Origin of the sequence: Streptomyces sp. NPDC003038, assembly GCF_040611115.1 — a bacterium.
GTDB lineage: Bacteria > Actinomycetota > Actinomycetes > Streptomycetales > Streptomycetaceae > Streptomyces.
This window is the reverse complement of the sequence record NZ_JBEXNN010000035.1, coordinates 42,935-57,984: the sequence shown is the minus strand read 5'-3', so window position 1 is coordinate 57,984 and position 15,050 is coordinate 42,935. Positions and strand designations below refer to the sequence as shown.

General features: G+C 72.0%; 12 protein-coding genes and 2 pseudogenes. 8 read left to right on the top strand and 6 right to left on the bottom strand.

Annotation, left to right across the window (positions count from 1 at the left end):
* Together ABZX75_RS29525 and ABZX75_RS29520 are read left to right on the top strand one after the other, a co-directional pair.
* Positions 1-222 (top strand): annotated as a pseudogene (locus tag ABZX75_RS29525) (hypothetical protein); the annotation flags it as partial.
* 6 nt (positions 223-228) lie between these two features.
* Complete coding sequence (locus tag ABZX75_RS29520) at positions 229-567, top strand: hypothetical protein (protein WP_355415835.1); 339 nt, start codon at positions 229-231, stop codon at positions 565-567.
* A gap of 449 nt (positions 568-1,016) precedes the next feature.
* On the opposite strand, the gene ABZX75_RS29515 is transcribed toward ABZX75_RS29520, so the two are convergent.
* The gene (locus tag ABZX75_RS29515) at positions 1,017-1,169 is read right to left on the bottom strand and encodes a hypothetical protein (RefSeq protein WP_355415833.1); all 153 of its coding nucleotides are present in this window, start codon (positions 1,167-1,169) and stop codon (positions 1,017-1,019) included.
* A 1,210-nt stretch (positions 1,170-2,379) separates the two neighbouring features.
* On the opposite strand from ABZX75_RS29515, the gene ABZX75_RS29510 reads away from it, so the two are divergent.
* Both ABZX75_RS29510 and ABZX75_RS29505 read left to right on the top strand, forming a co-directional pair.
* Positions 2,380-2,529 carry a hypothetical protein gene (locus ABZX75_RS29510; RefSeq protein ID WP_355415831.1) on the top strand — a complete coding sequence of 50 codons (150 nt, stop codon included), beginning with the start codon at positions 2,380-2,382 and terminating at the stop codon, positions 2,527-2,529.
* Between the two features lie 78 nt (positions 2,530-2,607).
* Positions 2,608-3,222 carry a DUF4142 domain-containing protein gene (locus tag ABZX75_RS29505; protein WP_355415829.1) on the top strand — a complete coding sequence of 205 codons (615 nt, stop codon included), beginning with the start codon at positions 2,608-2,610 and terminating at the stop codon, positions 3,220-3,222.
* Positions 3,223-4,337: 1,115 nt separating this feature from the next.
* Here ABZX75_RS29505 and ABZX75_RS29500 read toward each other — a convergent pair.
* The 3 genes from ABZX75_RS29500 to ABZX75_RS29490 all read right to left on the bottom strand — a co-directional run bounded on the left by ABZX75_RS29500 (position 4,338) and on the right by ABZX75_RS29490 (position 5,217).
* Positions 4,338-4,487, bottom strand: a complete 150-nt coding sequence (locus tag ABZX75_RS29500; protein WP_355415827.1) for a hypothetical protein — start codon at positions 4,485-4,487, stop codon at positions 4,338-4,340.
* 36 nt (positions 4,488-4,523) lie between these two features.
* The gene (locus ABZX75_RS29495) at positions 4,524-4,685 is read right to left on the bottom strand and encodes a hypothetical protein (protein ID WP_355415825.1); all 162 of its coding nucleotides are present in this window, start codon (positions 4,683-4,685) and stop codon (positions 4,524-4,526) included.
* A gap of 175 nt (positions 4,686-4,860) precedes the next feature.
* Entirely contained in the window at positions 4,861-5,217 is a 357-nt protein-coding gene (locus ABZX75_RS29490) for a hypothetical protein (RefSeq protein WP_355415823.1), read from the bottom strand.
* Positions 5,218-5,473: 256 nt separating this feature from the next.
* On the opposite strand from ABZX75_RS29490, the pseudogene ABZX75_RS29485 reads away from it, so the two are divergent.
* Positions 5,474-5,662, top strand: a pseudogene (locus ABZX75_RS29485) (hypothetical protein); the annotation flags it as partial.
* Between the two features lie 478 nt (positions 5,663-6,140).
* Entirely contained in the window at positions 6,141-7,367 is a 1,227-nt protein-coding gene (locus ABZX75_RS29480; protein WP_355415821.1) for a HEAT repeat domain-containing protein, read from the top strand.
* Between the two features lie 1,028 nt (positions 7,368-8,395).
* On the opposite strand, the gene ABZX75_RS29475 is transcribed toward ABZX75_RS29480, so the two are convergent.
* Positions 8,396-8,977, bottom strand: a complete 582-nt coding sequence (locus ABZX75_RS29475; protein WP_355415819.1) for a bacterial transcriptional activator domain-containing protein — start codon at positions 8,975-8,977, stop codon at positions 8,396-8,398.
* A gap of 133 nt (positions 8,978-9,110) precedes the next feature.
* On the opposite strand from ABZX75_RS29475, the gene ABZX75_RS29470 reads away from it, so the two are divergent.
* Entirely contained in the window at positions 9,111-10,892 is a 1,782-nt protein-coding gene (locus ABZX75_RS29470) for an RNA ligase family protein (RefSeq protein WP_355415817.1), read from the top strand.
* Positions 10,892-13,843, top strand: coding sequence for a poly(A) polymerase (locus tag ABZX75_RS29465; RefSeq protein WP_355415815.1), 2,952 nt, complete (start codon positions 10,892-10,894; stop codon positions 13,841-13,843). The genes ABZX75_RS29470 and ABZX75_RS29465 overlap by 1 nt, the downstream gene beginning before the upstream one ends.
* A 130-nt stretch (positions 13,844-13,973) precedes the next feature.
* Here ABZX75_RS29465 and ABZX75_RS29460 read toward each other — a convergent pair whose 3' ends face one another.
* Positions 13,974-14,894 (bottom strand): NADP-dependent oxidoreductase, encoded by a 921-nt coding sequence (locus ABZX75_RS29460; protein ID WP_355415837.1) that lies wholly within the window; start codon positions 14,892-14,894, stop codon positions 13,974-13,976.
* Positions 14,895-15,050: the final 156 nt, after the last annotated feature.

Here is a 15,050-nt window from a genome sequence, read left to right as displayed (position 1 = left end):
TTCGGCCGCTCCCTGGAATGGGCGACGTCCTGCCCCCCGCCGCGGCACAACTTCGTCACCCTCCCCAGGGTGCGCTCCGAGTCACCGGCCTTCGACCTTCACTACCCCGAGATCGCGGCTCTGGAGTGGGAAGGCGATCACAAGCGGGACGTCATCGACCAGGACAACGCCTCCGCACCTCGGGGCTCCGTATCCGGCTCTGGCCACGAGCAAGCCCAGTAGGGCGTCATGAGAAAGCGAACGCGTGAGACCGCGGCGGGGCTGTCCCGCCTCGAGGGCTATCTCATGAGCCAGGCCGCCCTGCACGAAGCCGACCACGAAGGGCAAGCCTTCGCCAGCGGGCTGTCCTGGCTCGGCTCCCACGAGCAACAGGAGATCGCCGCCCGCTTCGCCGAGCACCACCTGCGGCTGCGCAAACAGATACTCCGCGCCGTGGTGGGACGCGCGGAAGAACTCCAAGCTGAATACAGCCACCGCTACGCCGCTCTGCGCCAGCGGGTTGTCGGTATCTGTGTGATGGTCTGCGCCGTCTGCTGCGCGGCCGCCATCCTGCTGGCCCTCACATGACTGCTCGTGAGCCGGTCCCGGTCGGTCAGCAGGCAGCCGACTTTGCCTGATCTACCCCGGCCGCACACGCTCGACCAAGAGCAACTGCCCGTCGTCATGCCGCGGCCGGCCAGGAGCCGGGCAGCTTCACCACCAGCCGCACGACGCTGCTGCGGGTCATGAAGCGGCCCGACCCACCGGCCGTCAGCCGCGTGCGGATGCGGCCTTCACCGCCGCGTGCGGGACGGGGCGGCTGCCTGCTCGGTGGGAAGCGCTGCAAGCGGGGACATCGCAGCAGCATCCGCCGTGGCCGCTGCGGCCTCGGCGACGGCGGGCTTGACCGCGGGGGCGATGGCTGTGTTACGCCGAGGGCGGCACTCAATTCAGCTCTTCGTAGCGGGCCTCCCCCGCCGGACCGTGGCCGGGGGCGGAGCAAGTGAACGGTGTTCCCTGTAGGGCGGGAGTGGCCGTCAATCCTTGGCGATGGCCATGCCGAGGAAAATTCCGATGATCAGAGCGGCGCTGCCCGTGGCCATGACCGCCCAGGTCCCACTCTGGGTGGCGGCGAACGTTGAGGTCATCCCGGCCTGTGCGGCTGCCTGCGTTGCCTGCGCTCCGGTCATGGACGCTTCCTGCACGGCCAGACCCGTTTCCAGCTTCTGGACCTATGCGTAGAAGGGAGTTCGCCTCGGGCGGCGGGAGACACCACGTACGGATGGGCCGAGGAGGGGATCGTCGCGCGCACCGCCGCTGATGTCGGCGCGGCGAGGCGTCGCGGCAGCTGCCGAGCTGCCGTGCACATCGGCGGGGTTGTCCCTCAGCGCCCCGAGGCAGGGTGAGCTGGTCGTGGGCCCCAGGGGCTGCGGCAGCCCGGGGACCCACGCCCGTACGCGGAGCCGCGGCGGTGGCCAGCCCTGGGCGCGCGGTGCTTCAACTGTTCAGAGGTGCTCGTCACGCAGGTCTTCCGCGTCGCGCCTCCTGTCATCCTCCAAGCGGGGGGAGGACGCCTCGACACCCGGCTCGCTGGATGGGTGGCGCGAGTGCACGGGGTCCTGGCCGGGAGGTCCCAGACGGTCCTGCTTTTCGCGGCCCCGGCCCGGCTCCTGGTCCTTGTCTGGAGTACCGGCCATGATGTCGACTCCCTCGGGTGCGCGAATGACTACCTGCCAGACTGCCACCTGCCGGGACGTGCCGCACTCTTTCGGCTGGCGCGGGGCGCACCGATGATGCGGGGCCCCGGACGGCTGCGCCGGAACGCCGGCGGCCCGGCGGGACTCGAGGATGGCGCCACACGACATCATGGCGGTGCCCGGCTCCGCAGGGGACGGTGGCCGGAGCGTCGGCGGGCCTGTCGGCGCTCCGTACCGCGCCGCAAGAGCCATCCCATGTCCGAACGCAACACCGTCCTGCGCAGCCTTCGCGGTGTGGGTCTGGCCGTCTGGTTCGCCGGCTCGCTGATGGGAGCGGTCGGCCTCAACGGCGCCGCGAAGAGCCAGGGGGCGAGTGGGAGGAGGGGGCGCGGATCGCGAGCTCCGGTGGGGCGAAGTCGACCCCGGTCAACGCCGCCGCGATCGGCCTTCATCTCGTCAGCTCCAGCGGCCTGCTCGCCGCCCAGCGCAGCCCGCGTCGCCGCCCAGCCGGGTGTTGCCGCCTGCACGCTCGCCGAGACCGTCCTCACGGGCGCCGCCCTCGCCGCAACCGCGTTACGCGCGCATGCCGGGCACGAAGATCGAGCTGGGCCTCCTCCGGGAACCCCCTGGACCCCGAGAAGGGCGAGCGGCACCCCTTCGGCACCAAGAAGGCGAGCATTACCTCGCCTGCGCCCAGTGGGGTGTGCCGGCCCTGACCGGCGGCCCGCTCATCCTGGGCGCCCTCCACCTGGAATCGCAGCGCCCTGCCGAGCAGGCCCACGGCATGTGGCAGCGCTACCGGAGCCTTGCCCCGCACATGCCCTCGCCGGGCGCCAGGCACCTCTGCCGCTGACTACGGCAGTCGGGTGGGCGAGGACCCCGGCCGTCCAGGGCGGTACTGGGTATGGCCGCTAATGTTGGGGCTCTTCGTTTGGCGCGCGCCGACCGGGTAGGCGCCGGGCAGGACGCGGTCGCACGCGTGGCTCTTCGGGCCCAGGCCGCGTGGATGGAGATGAGCGCCATGCGCAAGCGCATGTTGACCATTGCGGCTGCCGCGACCTTGGGAGTGACCGGGGTCTGGGGGCCCGCGGCGCTGGCCGCCGTACCCGCCGGCGACCAGGACACCGCATTCGTACGGTCCGCCCACCAAGGCAACCTGGCGGAGATAGCCGCCGGCAACGATGCCCGAACGAACGCCACGACCTCGTGTGTGAAAGACGTGGGCGCAAAACTCGTCACCGATCACCAAAAGCTCGACACGGACCTGAAGGCAGTCGCCTCAAAGGCGAAGATGACGCTGCCCACCGCGCCCACGGCCGAGCAGCAGCAGAAGCTGAAGGCGGTCCAGGAGAAGGCGGGAACGGCCGGATACGACGCGGCCTGGCTCGCCGACCAGGAAGCCGCCCACACCGAGACCCTCGCACTGATCGACCAGCAAATCCGCGCGGGCACCGACACCGCCGTCACGAACGCCGCCCAGAAGGCACGGCCCATTGTCGCCATGCACCTCGACATGGTCCGCGGCGGCACCTGCTACCCCATGTAAAGCCCGGTACCGACCGCTCGGCTCTCACAGTGCAGTGAAACCACCGCCACCACGTCGCCCATGGGCCCTACTCTTCGTCACCGGTCGGGCCCCCCTGAGCCGACATGGCGGCCGTGAGGGCCGCAGCGACGTCTCCATGCACGGGAAAGTAGTCCAGCCCGGCGGCTGTTACATCGCTGCCCTGTTCCAGGCGTCGGGCCACTTCGAGGAGAAGCAGATCGTGGAGTCCGATCATTGCGCTGGGTCCAGGGTCCAGGCATGAGTGACTTCTAGGACGCGGCCAGCGCGATCGCAACAACAGCTGCGACAGGCGTGGCCTGCTGGTTGGCCGTGCACGAGGTAAAGATGCGGCGTAAGGACGAGACCGACAGGCAAGCGGCACAGGCACGACTGGTGGTGTCCGTCATAGGCGGGGCGCGGGGCGAGGTGGTCAACCAAGCTCCGAGCCCCTGCTTGAGCTGCGGATCATCAGGGCCGACGCCGATGTCGACGGTGGGCCCGTTGCGGTCCGTTGGTCCGAGGACGGCCCGCGGACATTCCAACGTACCGGCCGGTCAGGCACGAAACCTTGAGCTGCCGGTGCAGGGTTGGGGTCCGCCGTTGGGGTCCGCTGTACCACGCTGAATTCAGCTACGAAGTGGGCCGGTTGAAGGTATTGCCCCCTTCAACGCGACCAATCACCGGCTGACCATCAGTTCCTCGACGCGGCTGGCCTGTGGTGGCAGCGTGTCGGGCTCCAATCGCCCACCAGGGTCCTCGGAGAGCCCTCTCTGCACGCTCCCCACCCCGGGTAGGGCGGTGGCCCGAATCGGGGGCTTGCCCAGGGTTGCCTTGTGCTTGTCCACGCTGTTGGCGGGGGCCTACCGGCTGTCAGGGGGCTTGTCCTGGGCGGAAAGGGAGAGCCGGCCGTCAGCCTTCTCTGCGGTCGCCGCGGCCGCCTCCTGCCCCAGCGGTCGCGCTCGGCCTGGTCACGGCTGCGATGGTCTTCTTGTCGCACGGCTCCCACAGCGTCGGGTGCCATCTCGGCACCGGCTTCGGGCAGGTCGTGGCCGTTCCAGCGGTTGTCGTCGAGCTTCGCCCCGCAGTCGGCGCAGATGGGAAGGCGGAGGCGGGCCTCACGCCCGGGTGCCTTCTGCCTGCCTGCTGCTCGGCCGCCCGCCGTACTTGTCCCGGTACTCCTCCTGGCGGGCCCTGGCCTCCTCCCTTTCCCGGGCGTCGGCCGCCTCGCGGCGGGGGTTTCCGATCGCCTCCCGGAGCGGCTGCATGTGGTCGCCGATCGGACTTGGGGCGAGCCGTCGTAATCAGGAGCCCGAATCCGTTGGGGTACTGTCCTCCTCCTCCGCACCCTCTGCTTCACTCACATCAGCCGATGCCCGCTCCTCCTCCGGATGCACATCCTTTTCGCCGGTTACGCGCTCGAGAGGCGTTTCGTGTTCGCCATGCTCTTGCCCGGATTCGCTCATCAGACCGCTCCTTACCTGCTGATGTCCTCTTCACCAGTAATGACATAGGGCGGATTCCCGAGCCGCTGAGACGGAAACCTGATACTCAGGGCCTCTCGCAACATCGAGCACCGGCGTGCACGGGGACGCGCCGTATCTGCTGTCGCCCCACTCCCGCGCTGCGGCCAGTCGCCTACTACCTCTCGGACGCTACAGGGCCTTCTGGCCGCTGGCCGACAGCGGCCGAATCGAGCTCGCCCGCAGCGGCGGGGGCACCCCCTGCAAGGGAGGTGTCCATGCCTCCTCCGCGGCGTACTGCTTCCACGACCGCTTGATGGAGCTCCCTGCTCTCCTCCTCCGAGGCGCATTCCAGAGGGCTTCCGTACAGGGTGAGCCATTCCGATGAGCCCGTGTACTGCACGGCCAAGTCGGCGTGACCGGCCATCCAGGTGGTGTGGATGGTGAGGTCACCAGTGATGATCCCCAATTCTTCTGTACGCACGCCTCCGGCACCCGCGAAAACGCCTGTGGTCGTCCAAGAAGCCCATCCCATTGCAGCACCGCCTCTCGAGTGTGTCCTTTCGATTGTTCCCCCGGGCAGCGCGGAGACGCACGCCACAGGCCGACGCGGGCCGCTTCGCATGGCAGAGAGACCCAGCGCATGAGGTCTCCTTGGACGATGCGGGGGCGTCTATTCCGTGACAGGTGCGGGGCGGCCGACTGGGTCCTGTGTGTGGTGCAGGTCAAGGCTGCGCTGCTCGAGCTGTTCTGCGGGCGAGGGCCTGGAGGTAGTCGCGGACGGGCTGGTCGGCGCCGAGGAGTTCAACCCGCTCGGCGAACCCGACACCACCGAAAACCCCAAGCCGGGCGAGATCATCTACGTCGACACCACCGGCGTCCTGACCCGCCACTGGCACCACCGCGACTCCCACCGCACCCGCGTCACCGACGACTCCACCCACGCCGCCTTCGTCCTCGAAACTCTCCACGCCACCCGCGTATGAGAACCAGGCGAGCAGTGCTTCAGGGTGTGGACTGCACGGGCAGGCTCCGGACCACGCTGACACTGCGCCCCCGTGGCCGGCGGGGCGCCGACCTGTTCTCGCCGCGAAGAACGCGAACAGCAGGCGGCCGGGGCCGCTGGGGGCGCCTCTCGGCGGCGGCACTGGAGAGAGCCGTTTCTCCGCCCCGGCATTCCCGCGGCGACACAGCAGTACCCGAACGCCACCAACAGTCACCGGTCCGGTACTCGCCATGCTTCCGATCAAGCCGGACCGCCCCGCGCCCCGACCGATTGGTGGCGTGGACTTCAGTTGGCGAGTTTCGCCAAGCGTGGCCCTCCAGCCCGGCGCCTTGGTCCTCCACCATGGGACGCCTAGAGCGAGACCGCACACGACTGGCCGCGCCCCGCCTACGCTCTCCTGGTCCCCGTCTCGACCTGTGACGGGCAGGTAGTGCGCGGAGCGAGGGCGGGAAATGGGCATGGAGCCACTCATAGGGGCGGTACAGAGCGGGGACGCGCAGGCAGTGGAGGCACTGCTGGAAGCAGGAGCGGACCCCGACACCGCCGACGAGCACGGCACCCCCGCACTGAGCCTGGCGGTGGATACCTTCAACTTGCCGGTCGTCGAGGCCTTGATGAGGTCAGCCCGGCTGGAACGCGTCGGCGCCGACGGACGCACCCCGCTGCTGCGCGCAATCGACAACGGTGCCTGCGACATCACAAACACCCTCATCAGCCACGGAGCGCACCTGTGGATCAAGGATGCCGAGGGACGTGACGCTCTGACACTGGCCCGGTACTGGCACGAGACAGGCGGCGTGACGGAGCTGCGCCGCAGAAGCGGGCGGCCGGGCCCGGTCGGCCGCAGAACCGTCCGGTTTGAGTCGGGAACGACCTGCGAGGAGCTGTCCCTAGGGGGCGTGACGGTCAGGACGGGGCACACTGCGATCCTCACTTCGCTGGAGCCGCGGTACGGCATCTCCGTGCCCTTCGACGAGCTGCTGTCCCGCGCGCTGACCGAACCGGATGTCAGCCACGAAGTGTGGTGGGAGACGACGTACGTACTCCAGCAGCGGCACGATCCCGCCGTCTGGGCCGCGGCCGCCGCCCTGCACCAACGGCCCAACCCGTTGGAGCGGTACTTCGGCGCAGAACTGCTGCGCATGATCAATCTCTTCGACGAGGGCGACGACTCACCGTTCGACGGACCGCTCGTCGACCTGTTCCTGCCCTGGGTGGCACGCGAACCGGACCCCCGTGTGACGTGGTCACTCACCGCCGGTCTGGCTGATGCCCTCGATCCGCGCGCCGGCGAACCACTGCCTGCCCTCACCCGTCACTTCGATGGCAAGGTCCGGCAGTGGGCGATCGGTGGACTGGGCCCTGCTCTGAAAATGGAGAGCCCCGAGGCGCTCGCCGCCATCTTGGAACGCACCGGAGACAAGGATGCGGCGGTCCGCCGAGCGGCCTGTACGGCCCTTGCCTTTGCTCCGCCACACACGGTGCATGCCTCGGACACACTCGCGACTTGTCTCGCGGACGCGGACGAGAGCGTCCGAGTGGAGGCCGCGGCCCGGCTCGCTCTACGTGACGATCCGCGAGGCGACGATGTTCTGAGCGGCCTGGATCCTACAGACGAGAGCTCCCCGTATCACTGGCTGCTCTACGACGTGTCTCGACACCGCAACCCGGGCCACTGACGCCCACTGGACGCCCGCCACCGGCTGCGCGGCCGGAACATGAACGACGCACGGGACGCCACCAGGTCCAGAGCCGCCAACTTCGAACCTCAGTTCGCCAACTCAATCGCTGACTCGCCAACTGAACTACCCGACCACAGTGAGCCGAAGCACAGTAGTTGTCACCGGCAGAGCCGGATGAGCTGGTGCATTGGACGGGTCGAAGCAGCCTGCTTGTCATCAGTGAGGTACACGGCTTGTCACAAGTGCTCATTCCGCCTGGTCGGGCCGAAGTAACCGCCGTGAGCCAGCTGATCGTGGGCTGAGGCGCGGGAGCGGCGGGCGTCGCCCGACACGCCCCATTCACCCGACCCTCGCGGAGCCAGTGGGCGAGGCCTTACTGAGCCTGGCGGGCCGGGGCATGCGCCAGCGGTAGCCCGGCCTCGGGGCGGTCCCTGGGAAATAGGACACGTGCCGTCCTGGACGTTCACGGAGGGCGCTGCCGCGAGTCGTTTCCTGACCTGCCTGGACTGCCCGAACTCGATGGTGCTCGAGCGGCACTTGCCGATGCTCCTCGCCCTGGCGGACATGCTGCGGGCCGACCTGGAACGGCGGGACGCTGGGCAGTGGGTGCGCCGTCACGGGCGGACGTGTGCAGATCATCACCGCCGGGATCCTGCCCAGGTTCACCGCAGCCCAGCGGGTGAAAGCCGTCCGGGCGGCCCAGCCGCGACTGAGCGCTTCAGATGGCACATCCCGCCAACTGGAGCGCTCAGTCACACCCGGACCGATGTGGTCCGGGGCTCGCTCGCGTATTCGCAGACTCGCGTTCCCTCGGAACGCAGATACGGCGACGGCTCCAGCAAGGCCGTGACCGACGACGGGTCAGGGCGAGGTACGTGACGAGCTGTACCTGTTCGAGATCCCGCGCGATCTCCGCGGAGTCAGCAGCAAAGCCCCACCGTTCGATCCTCAGCTGTTCGCATCCTTTGCTCGGACAGTGCTCATGGTCGGCCGACGGTGCTCACGAAACCGCGGACCCTACATCCCTAACGTGTCACGGGCGTGCGCGGCAACAGGGTGCGCAGCAGTTGGGCGGTCTCTGCCTCCATGTCCACACCCCCGCCCAGTCCCTCGTTGATGCGGGCCAGCCGGGCCGCGGCTTCGCGGAGGGCGTCCACGTCTCCGGCCCCGTGGTGGGCGAGGAAGACCTGACGGTGCAGGAGCTCGTTCTCCTCGGCGGCGAGAAGCCCCTGGTGCGCGGCCCAGAGAGCGCCGGTGTAGTCCGCAGCCTCCTGGCGGCGGGTGGACAGCTCGTAGGCGACGTCGGCGATGGCCGAGACCATCTCCTGGACGGCCGGCTCGGCCCAGGCGTAGCGCTGGGGATCGATGGCGGCGAAGGGCCTGCCGCGGACGAGCGCGAGGGCGCGGCGCAGGGAGAGGTCGCCGTCTTCGTCGTGGCGGGCAAGGCCGATGCGGGCGAGGTACTGGAAGTTCCGCCCGTCGCAGGTGACGGCCGGGGCGAGGCGGTAGCGGCTGTCACCGGTGTCCTGGACCCGCGGGAAGTAAGCATCTCCGGCGGCGTTCTTGCCTGGCCAGGACCGGGTGCGGGAGATGACCGCGTTGCGCATCTGCTGGTTGACCAGGCGGCCCGGCCAGAGTGCGTCGTCAATGGCGTGGTGGTCGGCGCCGGGGTTAATGGGTGGCTGCCCCTGCGACGGATACGTAGAGTGACGGGTATCAGATCATCGAGCAGGAGCAGTCATGCGCACGCAGTACCCCCGTACGCCGCATCTGCCGTGGTCCCCCGGAGCGGCCGCCGACGACGTGCGGGCCTCCGGGTTCGCGGGGCTGGCCGGGCGCGAGGTCGTGGTGACCGAGAAGCTCGACGGGGAGAACACGACGCTGTACGCGGACGGCCTGCACGCGCGCTCGCTCGACTCCGCGCACCATCCCTCGCGGGCGTGGGTCAAGGGCCTCCAGGGCCGGATCGGCGCGAGCATCCCGGCGGGCTGGCGGGTGTGCGGGGAGAATCTGTACGCCCGGCACTCCCTGCCCTACGAGGACCTGGACAGCTGGTTCTACGGGTTCTCGGTGTGGGACGGGGAGTACTGCCTGGACTGGGACCGGACCGTGCGCTTCCTACGGGGCCTCGGGGTGCCCAGCCCGCGCGTGCTGTGGCGCGGCACCTTCGACGAGCGCGCGCTGCGGACCCTGAAGCTCGACACCTCGCGGCAGGAGGGGTACGTCGTACGGACGGCGGCGGGCTTCGCGCGCGCGGACTTCGGGCGGTGCCTGGCCAAGTGGGTGCGCAGCGGCCATGTGCAGACCGGCACGCACTGGATGCACGCGCCGGTGGTGGCGAACGGGCTCGGGCCCGCGGCCCCGCTGTGGGCGGTCCGGTCGGGGGCCGAACCCGACGTGACCGCGCTGCTGACCGCCGTCAGGGCGGACGGACGGGACCCGGCCCACGGGGACCTGACCCAGGGGGACGCGGAGCCGGTGGCCGCCGAGGTGGCCGCCCGGCTGGACGGGTCGGGGCGGACCGGAGAGGCACGGCTGGCCGGTGTACTGGCCGCCGTACTGCACCGCGTTCCGCGGGCCCCGATCGCGGCGGGGCTCGGTGCGTCCGTCGGGATGCCTCTCGCGCGGCGGGTGGCCGACCTGGTCGGTCTCTACCCGTACCTGCAGCGGCCGTTCCCGGACGCGGAGCGGCGGGCCGGGCTGGTCCGGATGGCCGCCGCGGTGGATCTCGGCGTGCTGCACGCGCTCGCCGGGGCAGTCGCCTCGGCGGGGGACGCCTGCAGCGCCGGTGGGGCCGAAGCGCCGGAGTGCGTGGAGTGGTCCGCGCTGTGCGCCGAGGAGGCGGGGCTGCTCGGCCCCGACCCGCTGGGTTTTTTGCGCACCGGGCTGCGCGAGGCCCTCGCCGGGCTCGGCGCGGAAGCCGCCGACCGCTGCTGGGCCGAGGCGCACCAGGCCTTCGCGGAGGGACGGGTGACCACCGCGGAGGAAGCCGTGGCGGCCACCTGGCGCTGGCGCGACGGAGCCTTCCCCCGGCTCGTGCAGCTGTGCGGGCCCTCGGGCAGCGGCAAGAGCACCTTCGGCCAGGGCCTGACCGGTGTGGACGCGTACGTCAGTCTTGACGATCTGCGCACCGCCCGGGGTTCCCGTGCCGACCAGCGGGCCAACGCGGACGTGCTGCGGGAGGGCTTGGACCGGCTGGACGCCGCCCTGGCCCGCGGTGGCACGGTGGTGTGGGACGCCACGTCGCTCACCGCCCGGCAGCGCGGCTCGGTCGGCGCGGTCGCCCGGCGCCGGGACGCGCTGGTCACCCACGCCGTGGTGCTCGTCGAGGAGCGGGAGCTGCTGCGGCGCAATGCCGTACGGACGCATCCGGTACCGCCGGGGGTGCTGACCGCGCAGCTGCACCGCTTCAGCCCGCCCTGTGCCGGTGAGGCGCACCGCACGTGGTACATCGGCGCGGACGGGACCCTCGGGGACACGGCGGGCGGTCTGAATGCGTGCGGGGAAGGCGAGAACGGCTGATGCGTACCAGCGAGGAGCTCTACCACCGGGTCCGCTGGGACCCCCGCTTCGACCCGTCGAGGTTCGTCTTCGGGCTGCTCCAGCGCGGGGCGCCGCCGAAGCGGATCCCGCTGCCGTCCTTCGTGCCCGGCGGTGACATCCCGTGGCACCGGGTCCTGTTCGTCGAGGCGGACGGCGAGCTGGTGTGGGACCGGGCCACGGGCGTGGACCGGATCGACCTCACCGACGCCGGGCGGGTCCGCGATCCGCTGCTGCTGCGGGCGCCATTCTTCGCCGCCCGGACGCCGTACGCGTGGGATCCGTCGGGCGGTGGTGCCTGGCGGCCTGCCGGGGCCGAGTCCGGGGCGGAGTCCGGGGGCGCCGGGTCCCGCGACAGGGCGGAGGCTCCCGGCAGGGTGCGGCTGCTCACCTGGAACACGCTCTGGGACCGGTACGACGCCCCGCGCATCGCCACCGCCCGGCGCAGGCCGCTGCTGCTGGCCGAGCTGGCGGCCGCCGATGCCGACGTCATCGCGCTCCAGGAGGTCGAACCCGAGCTGCTCGGCATGCTGCTGGCAGCGCGGTGGGTGCGGGCCGGGTACACGCTGAGCACGGATCCGGACGGGCCGGAGGTCGCCGAGAGCGGGCTGCTCGTGCTGAGCCGGCTGCCGGTGCGGGAGGCGGGGCTGCACGTGCTCGGACCGCACAAGGCGGTCACCGCCGTGACCGTGGACACCGCGGCCGGGGCCCTCGTCGTCGCCGCCACTCACCTGAGCAGCGATCACACCGAGAACGGGGAGGCGCGCCGACAGGCCGAACTGACGCGCCTCGCGGAGGGATTGGCGGGCGTCGAAGCCGATCTGGTACTGCTGGGCGACTTCAACGACGGCCGCTCCGGGGCGGACGGGCCCGCCGCCGCGCTGGGGCTGCGGGACGCCTGGAACGACATGCACGGACCGTCGGACGACACCCCGACCTTCGATCCGGCGGCCAATCCGCTGGCCGCGGTGAGCTCGCTGTCGGGCCGGGCGGCCCGACTGGACCGCGTACTGCTGAGGTCGGCCGGGGCGCGGGTGACACGGGCGGCGCTGCGCGGGGACTCCCCCGGGTCCGAAGGGCTGTTCATCTCCGACCACTTCGGGGTGGAGGCGACGGTGGAGTTCGGGGAGCGGGGCGGCGGGCCCGCTCGGCTCGACGTACCGGCGACCGCGCGGACGGCGGTGGCGTGGCTCGCGCCGCCCCTGGCGGAGGTCGAGGCCCTGCGCCGGGAGCACGACCCGCGGATCGACCGCTGGCCGGCTCACGTGAACCTGCTGTTCGGCTTCGTGCCGGAGTCCTCCTTCGAGGCGGCTGTGCCGCTGCTGGCCGAAGTGGCCGTGGGGGCCCCGCCGTTCACCGCCCGGTTGGAGGGGGTGCACAGCTTCGGGCACCGGGAGGACGCCACCGTGTGGCTGGACCCCGCCGCGGCCGGTGAGGCTCCGTGGCAGGAGCTGCGGCGGGCGCTGGCGGAGCGGTTCCCGGGGTGCCGCCGCCGCGCAGGCGGGTCGGGCGGGTCCGGTGGGTCCGGTGGGTCCGGTGGGTCCGGTGGGTCCGAGGGCTATACGCCGCACCTCACGCTGGGGCGCAGCCGGGACCCCCAGCGGGCGGTCGCCGAGTTCGCGGCGCGGCTCGGCGGTGGCGTGTCCGCGCGGGTCGGTGAGCTGTCCGTGCTCTCGCGCCGCGGGGACGGGCCGATGCGGACGCGCGCGACGGTGGCCCTGGGGACGGGCGAGGTGCGGTGGATGCCGGAAGCCGCGAACCGGCCCGCCGAGGCGGCGCCCCACGGCGCCGCCGAGTCGGTCACCGCACGCATCGGGGCCGCCCTGGGGGACGGCGCGGTGGTGCACGTGGCCGGATCCCGGCGCATGGGCTGTGCGCTGCCGGGGGCGGACCTGGACCTGGTGGCGGCGCTGCCGGGGACGGCCGGGATCGAGGACGTACGGGATCGGGTCGCCGGTGCGCTGCCGGAGGCCGGGCGGATGCGGGAGGTGACGGGCGCGCGGGTGCCCGGGCTGCGCCTGCGCGTCGGGACGCTGGACATGGACCTGGTGGTGGTCTCCACCGGCGCGCTGGATCCGGCGCAGGCGGTGGCGCGGCGGGCGGAGCTGGGTGAGGCGGCCGCCGTCGCGCTGAGCGCCGTGAGCGACGCCGACGCCCTACGGGAGTTCGTGGGGGCGGAGCATGCCGCCTTCGCCCGGCTGGCGCGGGAGGTCAAGGCGTGGGCGCACGGCCGGGGGCTGGACGCGGCGCCGTTCGGGGGGCTGCCGGGGCTGGCGTGGGCGGTGCTCGCGGCGCGCACGGTCCGGGAGGCGGGTGCCCTGGCACCCGACGCGCTGCTGCGGGAGTTCTTCGGGATGTGGGCGGCCTGGGACTGGCGGGAGCCGATCGGGCTGTCGGCGGTGGTCACGGGCGGGCGCGCCGCCGGGCCGGATCCGGTGACGGTTCTGACCCCCTCGGAGCCGGTGCGCAGTTGCACGGCTCAGGTGGGGGCGGGGCTGCGGGACCTGCTGGTCCAGGAGCTGTACCGGGCGTGGGAGCTGCTGGAGGGCGACGGCGGGGACGAGGGCGGGGACGAGGGCGATGGCGGCCGCCTGACCGCCGCGGCCACTCCGCCGCTGCACCGGCGGCACGCGGCGTGGGCGGTGGTGACCGTACGCGCCGACGGGACGCGGGCGTTCGAGGAGACGCTGGGCCGGATGCGGGGCCGGATGCGGGCCCTGCTCGCCGCCCTGGAGGACGCCGGTGTCACGGACGCCCATGCCTGGCCGCGCCCCTTCGAGGCCGGCCCGGCGCTGGCCCGCTACGCGATCGGCCTCGGCGCCACCCCGCCGGATGCCTCGCGCCTGTCCGCCCTGACCGCCCCGTGGTCGGCCGGCCTGGCGGGCGTGGAGGTCGCCTGGGCGGCGTGCGGCGAGGTGCCGGACCTACCGTGAAGCGCGCCGCGATCGCCACCGCCGGTGATCCGCCGTCAGCCGCCGGTCATCCGCCGGTCATCCGTCGTTGCCGGCCACGGACCCGGTACGCACGCGGGGCGGCCACCGGCCGCCCCGCGGTTCCGTGTGCTCAGACCTCGATGACGATCTTTCCGGCGGTGTGGCCGGCTCGGCTCAGCTCGAAGGCAGCCGCCGCCTTGGCGAGCGGGAAGATCTCGGCGACCGTCACCGTGAGCTTCCCGCTGTCGGCGAGCCGGCCCAGCTCGGCCAGGTCGCTGCCGACCGGGCGCACCCACATCCACTCGCCGCCCGATCCCGTCACGGTCGGATCGGCGACGGAGGCGTGCCGGCCGTCATCGTGCAGCACCCGGCGCGTGACGTCGAGGACGCCGCCCACGAAGTCGGCGACGACGGTGACGCCGTCGGGTGCCATCGCACCGACCCGGTCGGCCAGGCCGTCCCCGTACGCGACCGGCTCGGCGCCCAGCTCGCGCACCCGGTCGTGGTTGCGCGGTGAGGCGGTGCCGATGACCCGGTCGGCGCCCAGCGCGCGGGCGATCTGCACGCCGAAGGAGCCGACGCCGCCCGCCGCGCCGTGGATCAGGACGGTGTCGCCCCGGCCCGTGCCGAGCCGGGTGAGCAGCTGGTAGGCGGTGAGCCCGGCGAGCGGGAGCCCTGCGGCCTCGGCCCAGCCGAGCGAGGCGGGCTTGTGCGCGAGGGCGCGTACGGGCACCGTGACGAACTCGGCGAAGGTCCCGCCGTGCACGTAGTCCTTGCGGGCGTACGCCATGACCTCGTCGCCCTCGGCGAACTCGGGGACGTCGATGCCGACCCGCTCGACGGTGCCGGCGACGTCCCAGCCCGGGACCACCGGGTAGACGACGTCCATCAGGGCGTCGAGCCCGCCCGCCATGATCTTCCAGTCGACGGGGTTGACCGCCGCGTACTTGACTCTGACGAGGATCTCTCCGGGCCCGAACTTGGGCATCGGCAGCCGTGTCTCGGAGAGCACCTCCGTCCCGCCGTACGTCTCGTACGCCATCGCCCGCATGGTGTCCTGGCTGCCCTGGCCGTTCTGGGACATGTACCCGACCTCTCCGTGTGCTGGTGGACCCCGCCCCGACCATCCCACCACGCACGCCGCGCCCGCCCCACGAGGCGGGGCGGGCGGGGCGGAGCGGAGCGGGGCGGAGCGGGGCGGAGCGGG

Excerpts from the sequence above, each read along its gene's own strand:
- ABZX75_RS29520 (WP_355415835.1), top strand. The coding sequence starts at position 229 with ATGAGAAAGCGAACGCGTGAGACCGCGGCGGGGCTGTCCCGCCTCGAG.
- ABZX75_RS29515 (WP_355415833.1), bottom strand. The coding sequence starts at position 1,169 with ATGACCGGAGCGCAGGCAACGCAGGCAGCCGCACAGGCCGGGATGACC.
- ABZX75_RS29500 (WP_355415827.1), bottom strand. The coding sequence starts at position 4,487 with ATGCAGCCGCTCCGGGAGGCGATCGGAAACCCCCGCCGCGAGGCGGCC.
- ABZX75_RS29495 (WP_355415825.1), bottom strand. The coding sequence starts at position 4,685 with ATGAGCGAATCCGGGCAAGAGCATGGCGAACACGAAACGCCTCTCGAG.
- ABZX75_RS29490 (WP_355415823.1), bottom strand. The coding sequence starts at position 5,217 with ATGGGATGGGCTTCTTGGACGACCACAGGCGTTTTCGCGGGTGCCGGA.
- ABZX75_RS29480 (WP_355415821.1), top strand. The coding sequence starts at position 6,141 with ATGGGCATGGAGCCACTCATAGGGGCGGTACAGAGCGGGGACGCGCAG.
- ABZX75_RS29475 (WP_355415819.1), bottom strand. The coding sequence starts at position 8,977 with ATGCGCAACGCGGTCATCTCCCGCACCCGGTCCTGGCCAGGCAAGAAC.
- ABZX75_RS29470 (WP_355415817.1), top strand. The coding sequence starts at position 9,111 with ATGCGCACGCAGTACCCCCGTACGCCGCATCTGCCGTGGTCCCCCGGA.
- ABZX75_RS29465 (WP_355415815.1), top strand. The coding sequence starts at position 10,892 with ATGCGTACCAGCGAGGAGCTCTACCACCGGGTCCGCTGGGACCCCCGC.
- ABZX75_RS29460 (WP_355415837.1), bottom strand. The coding sequence starts at position 14,894 with ATGCGGGCGATGGCGTACGAGACGTACGGCGGGACGGAGGTGCTCTCC.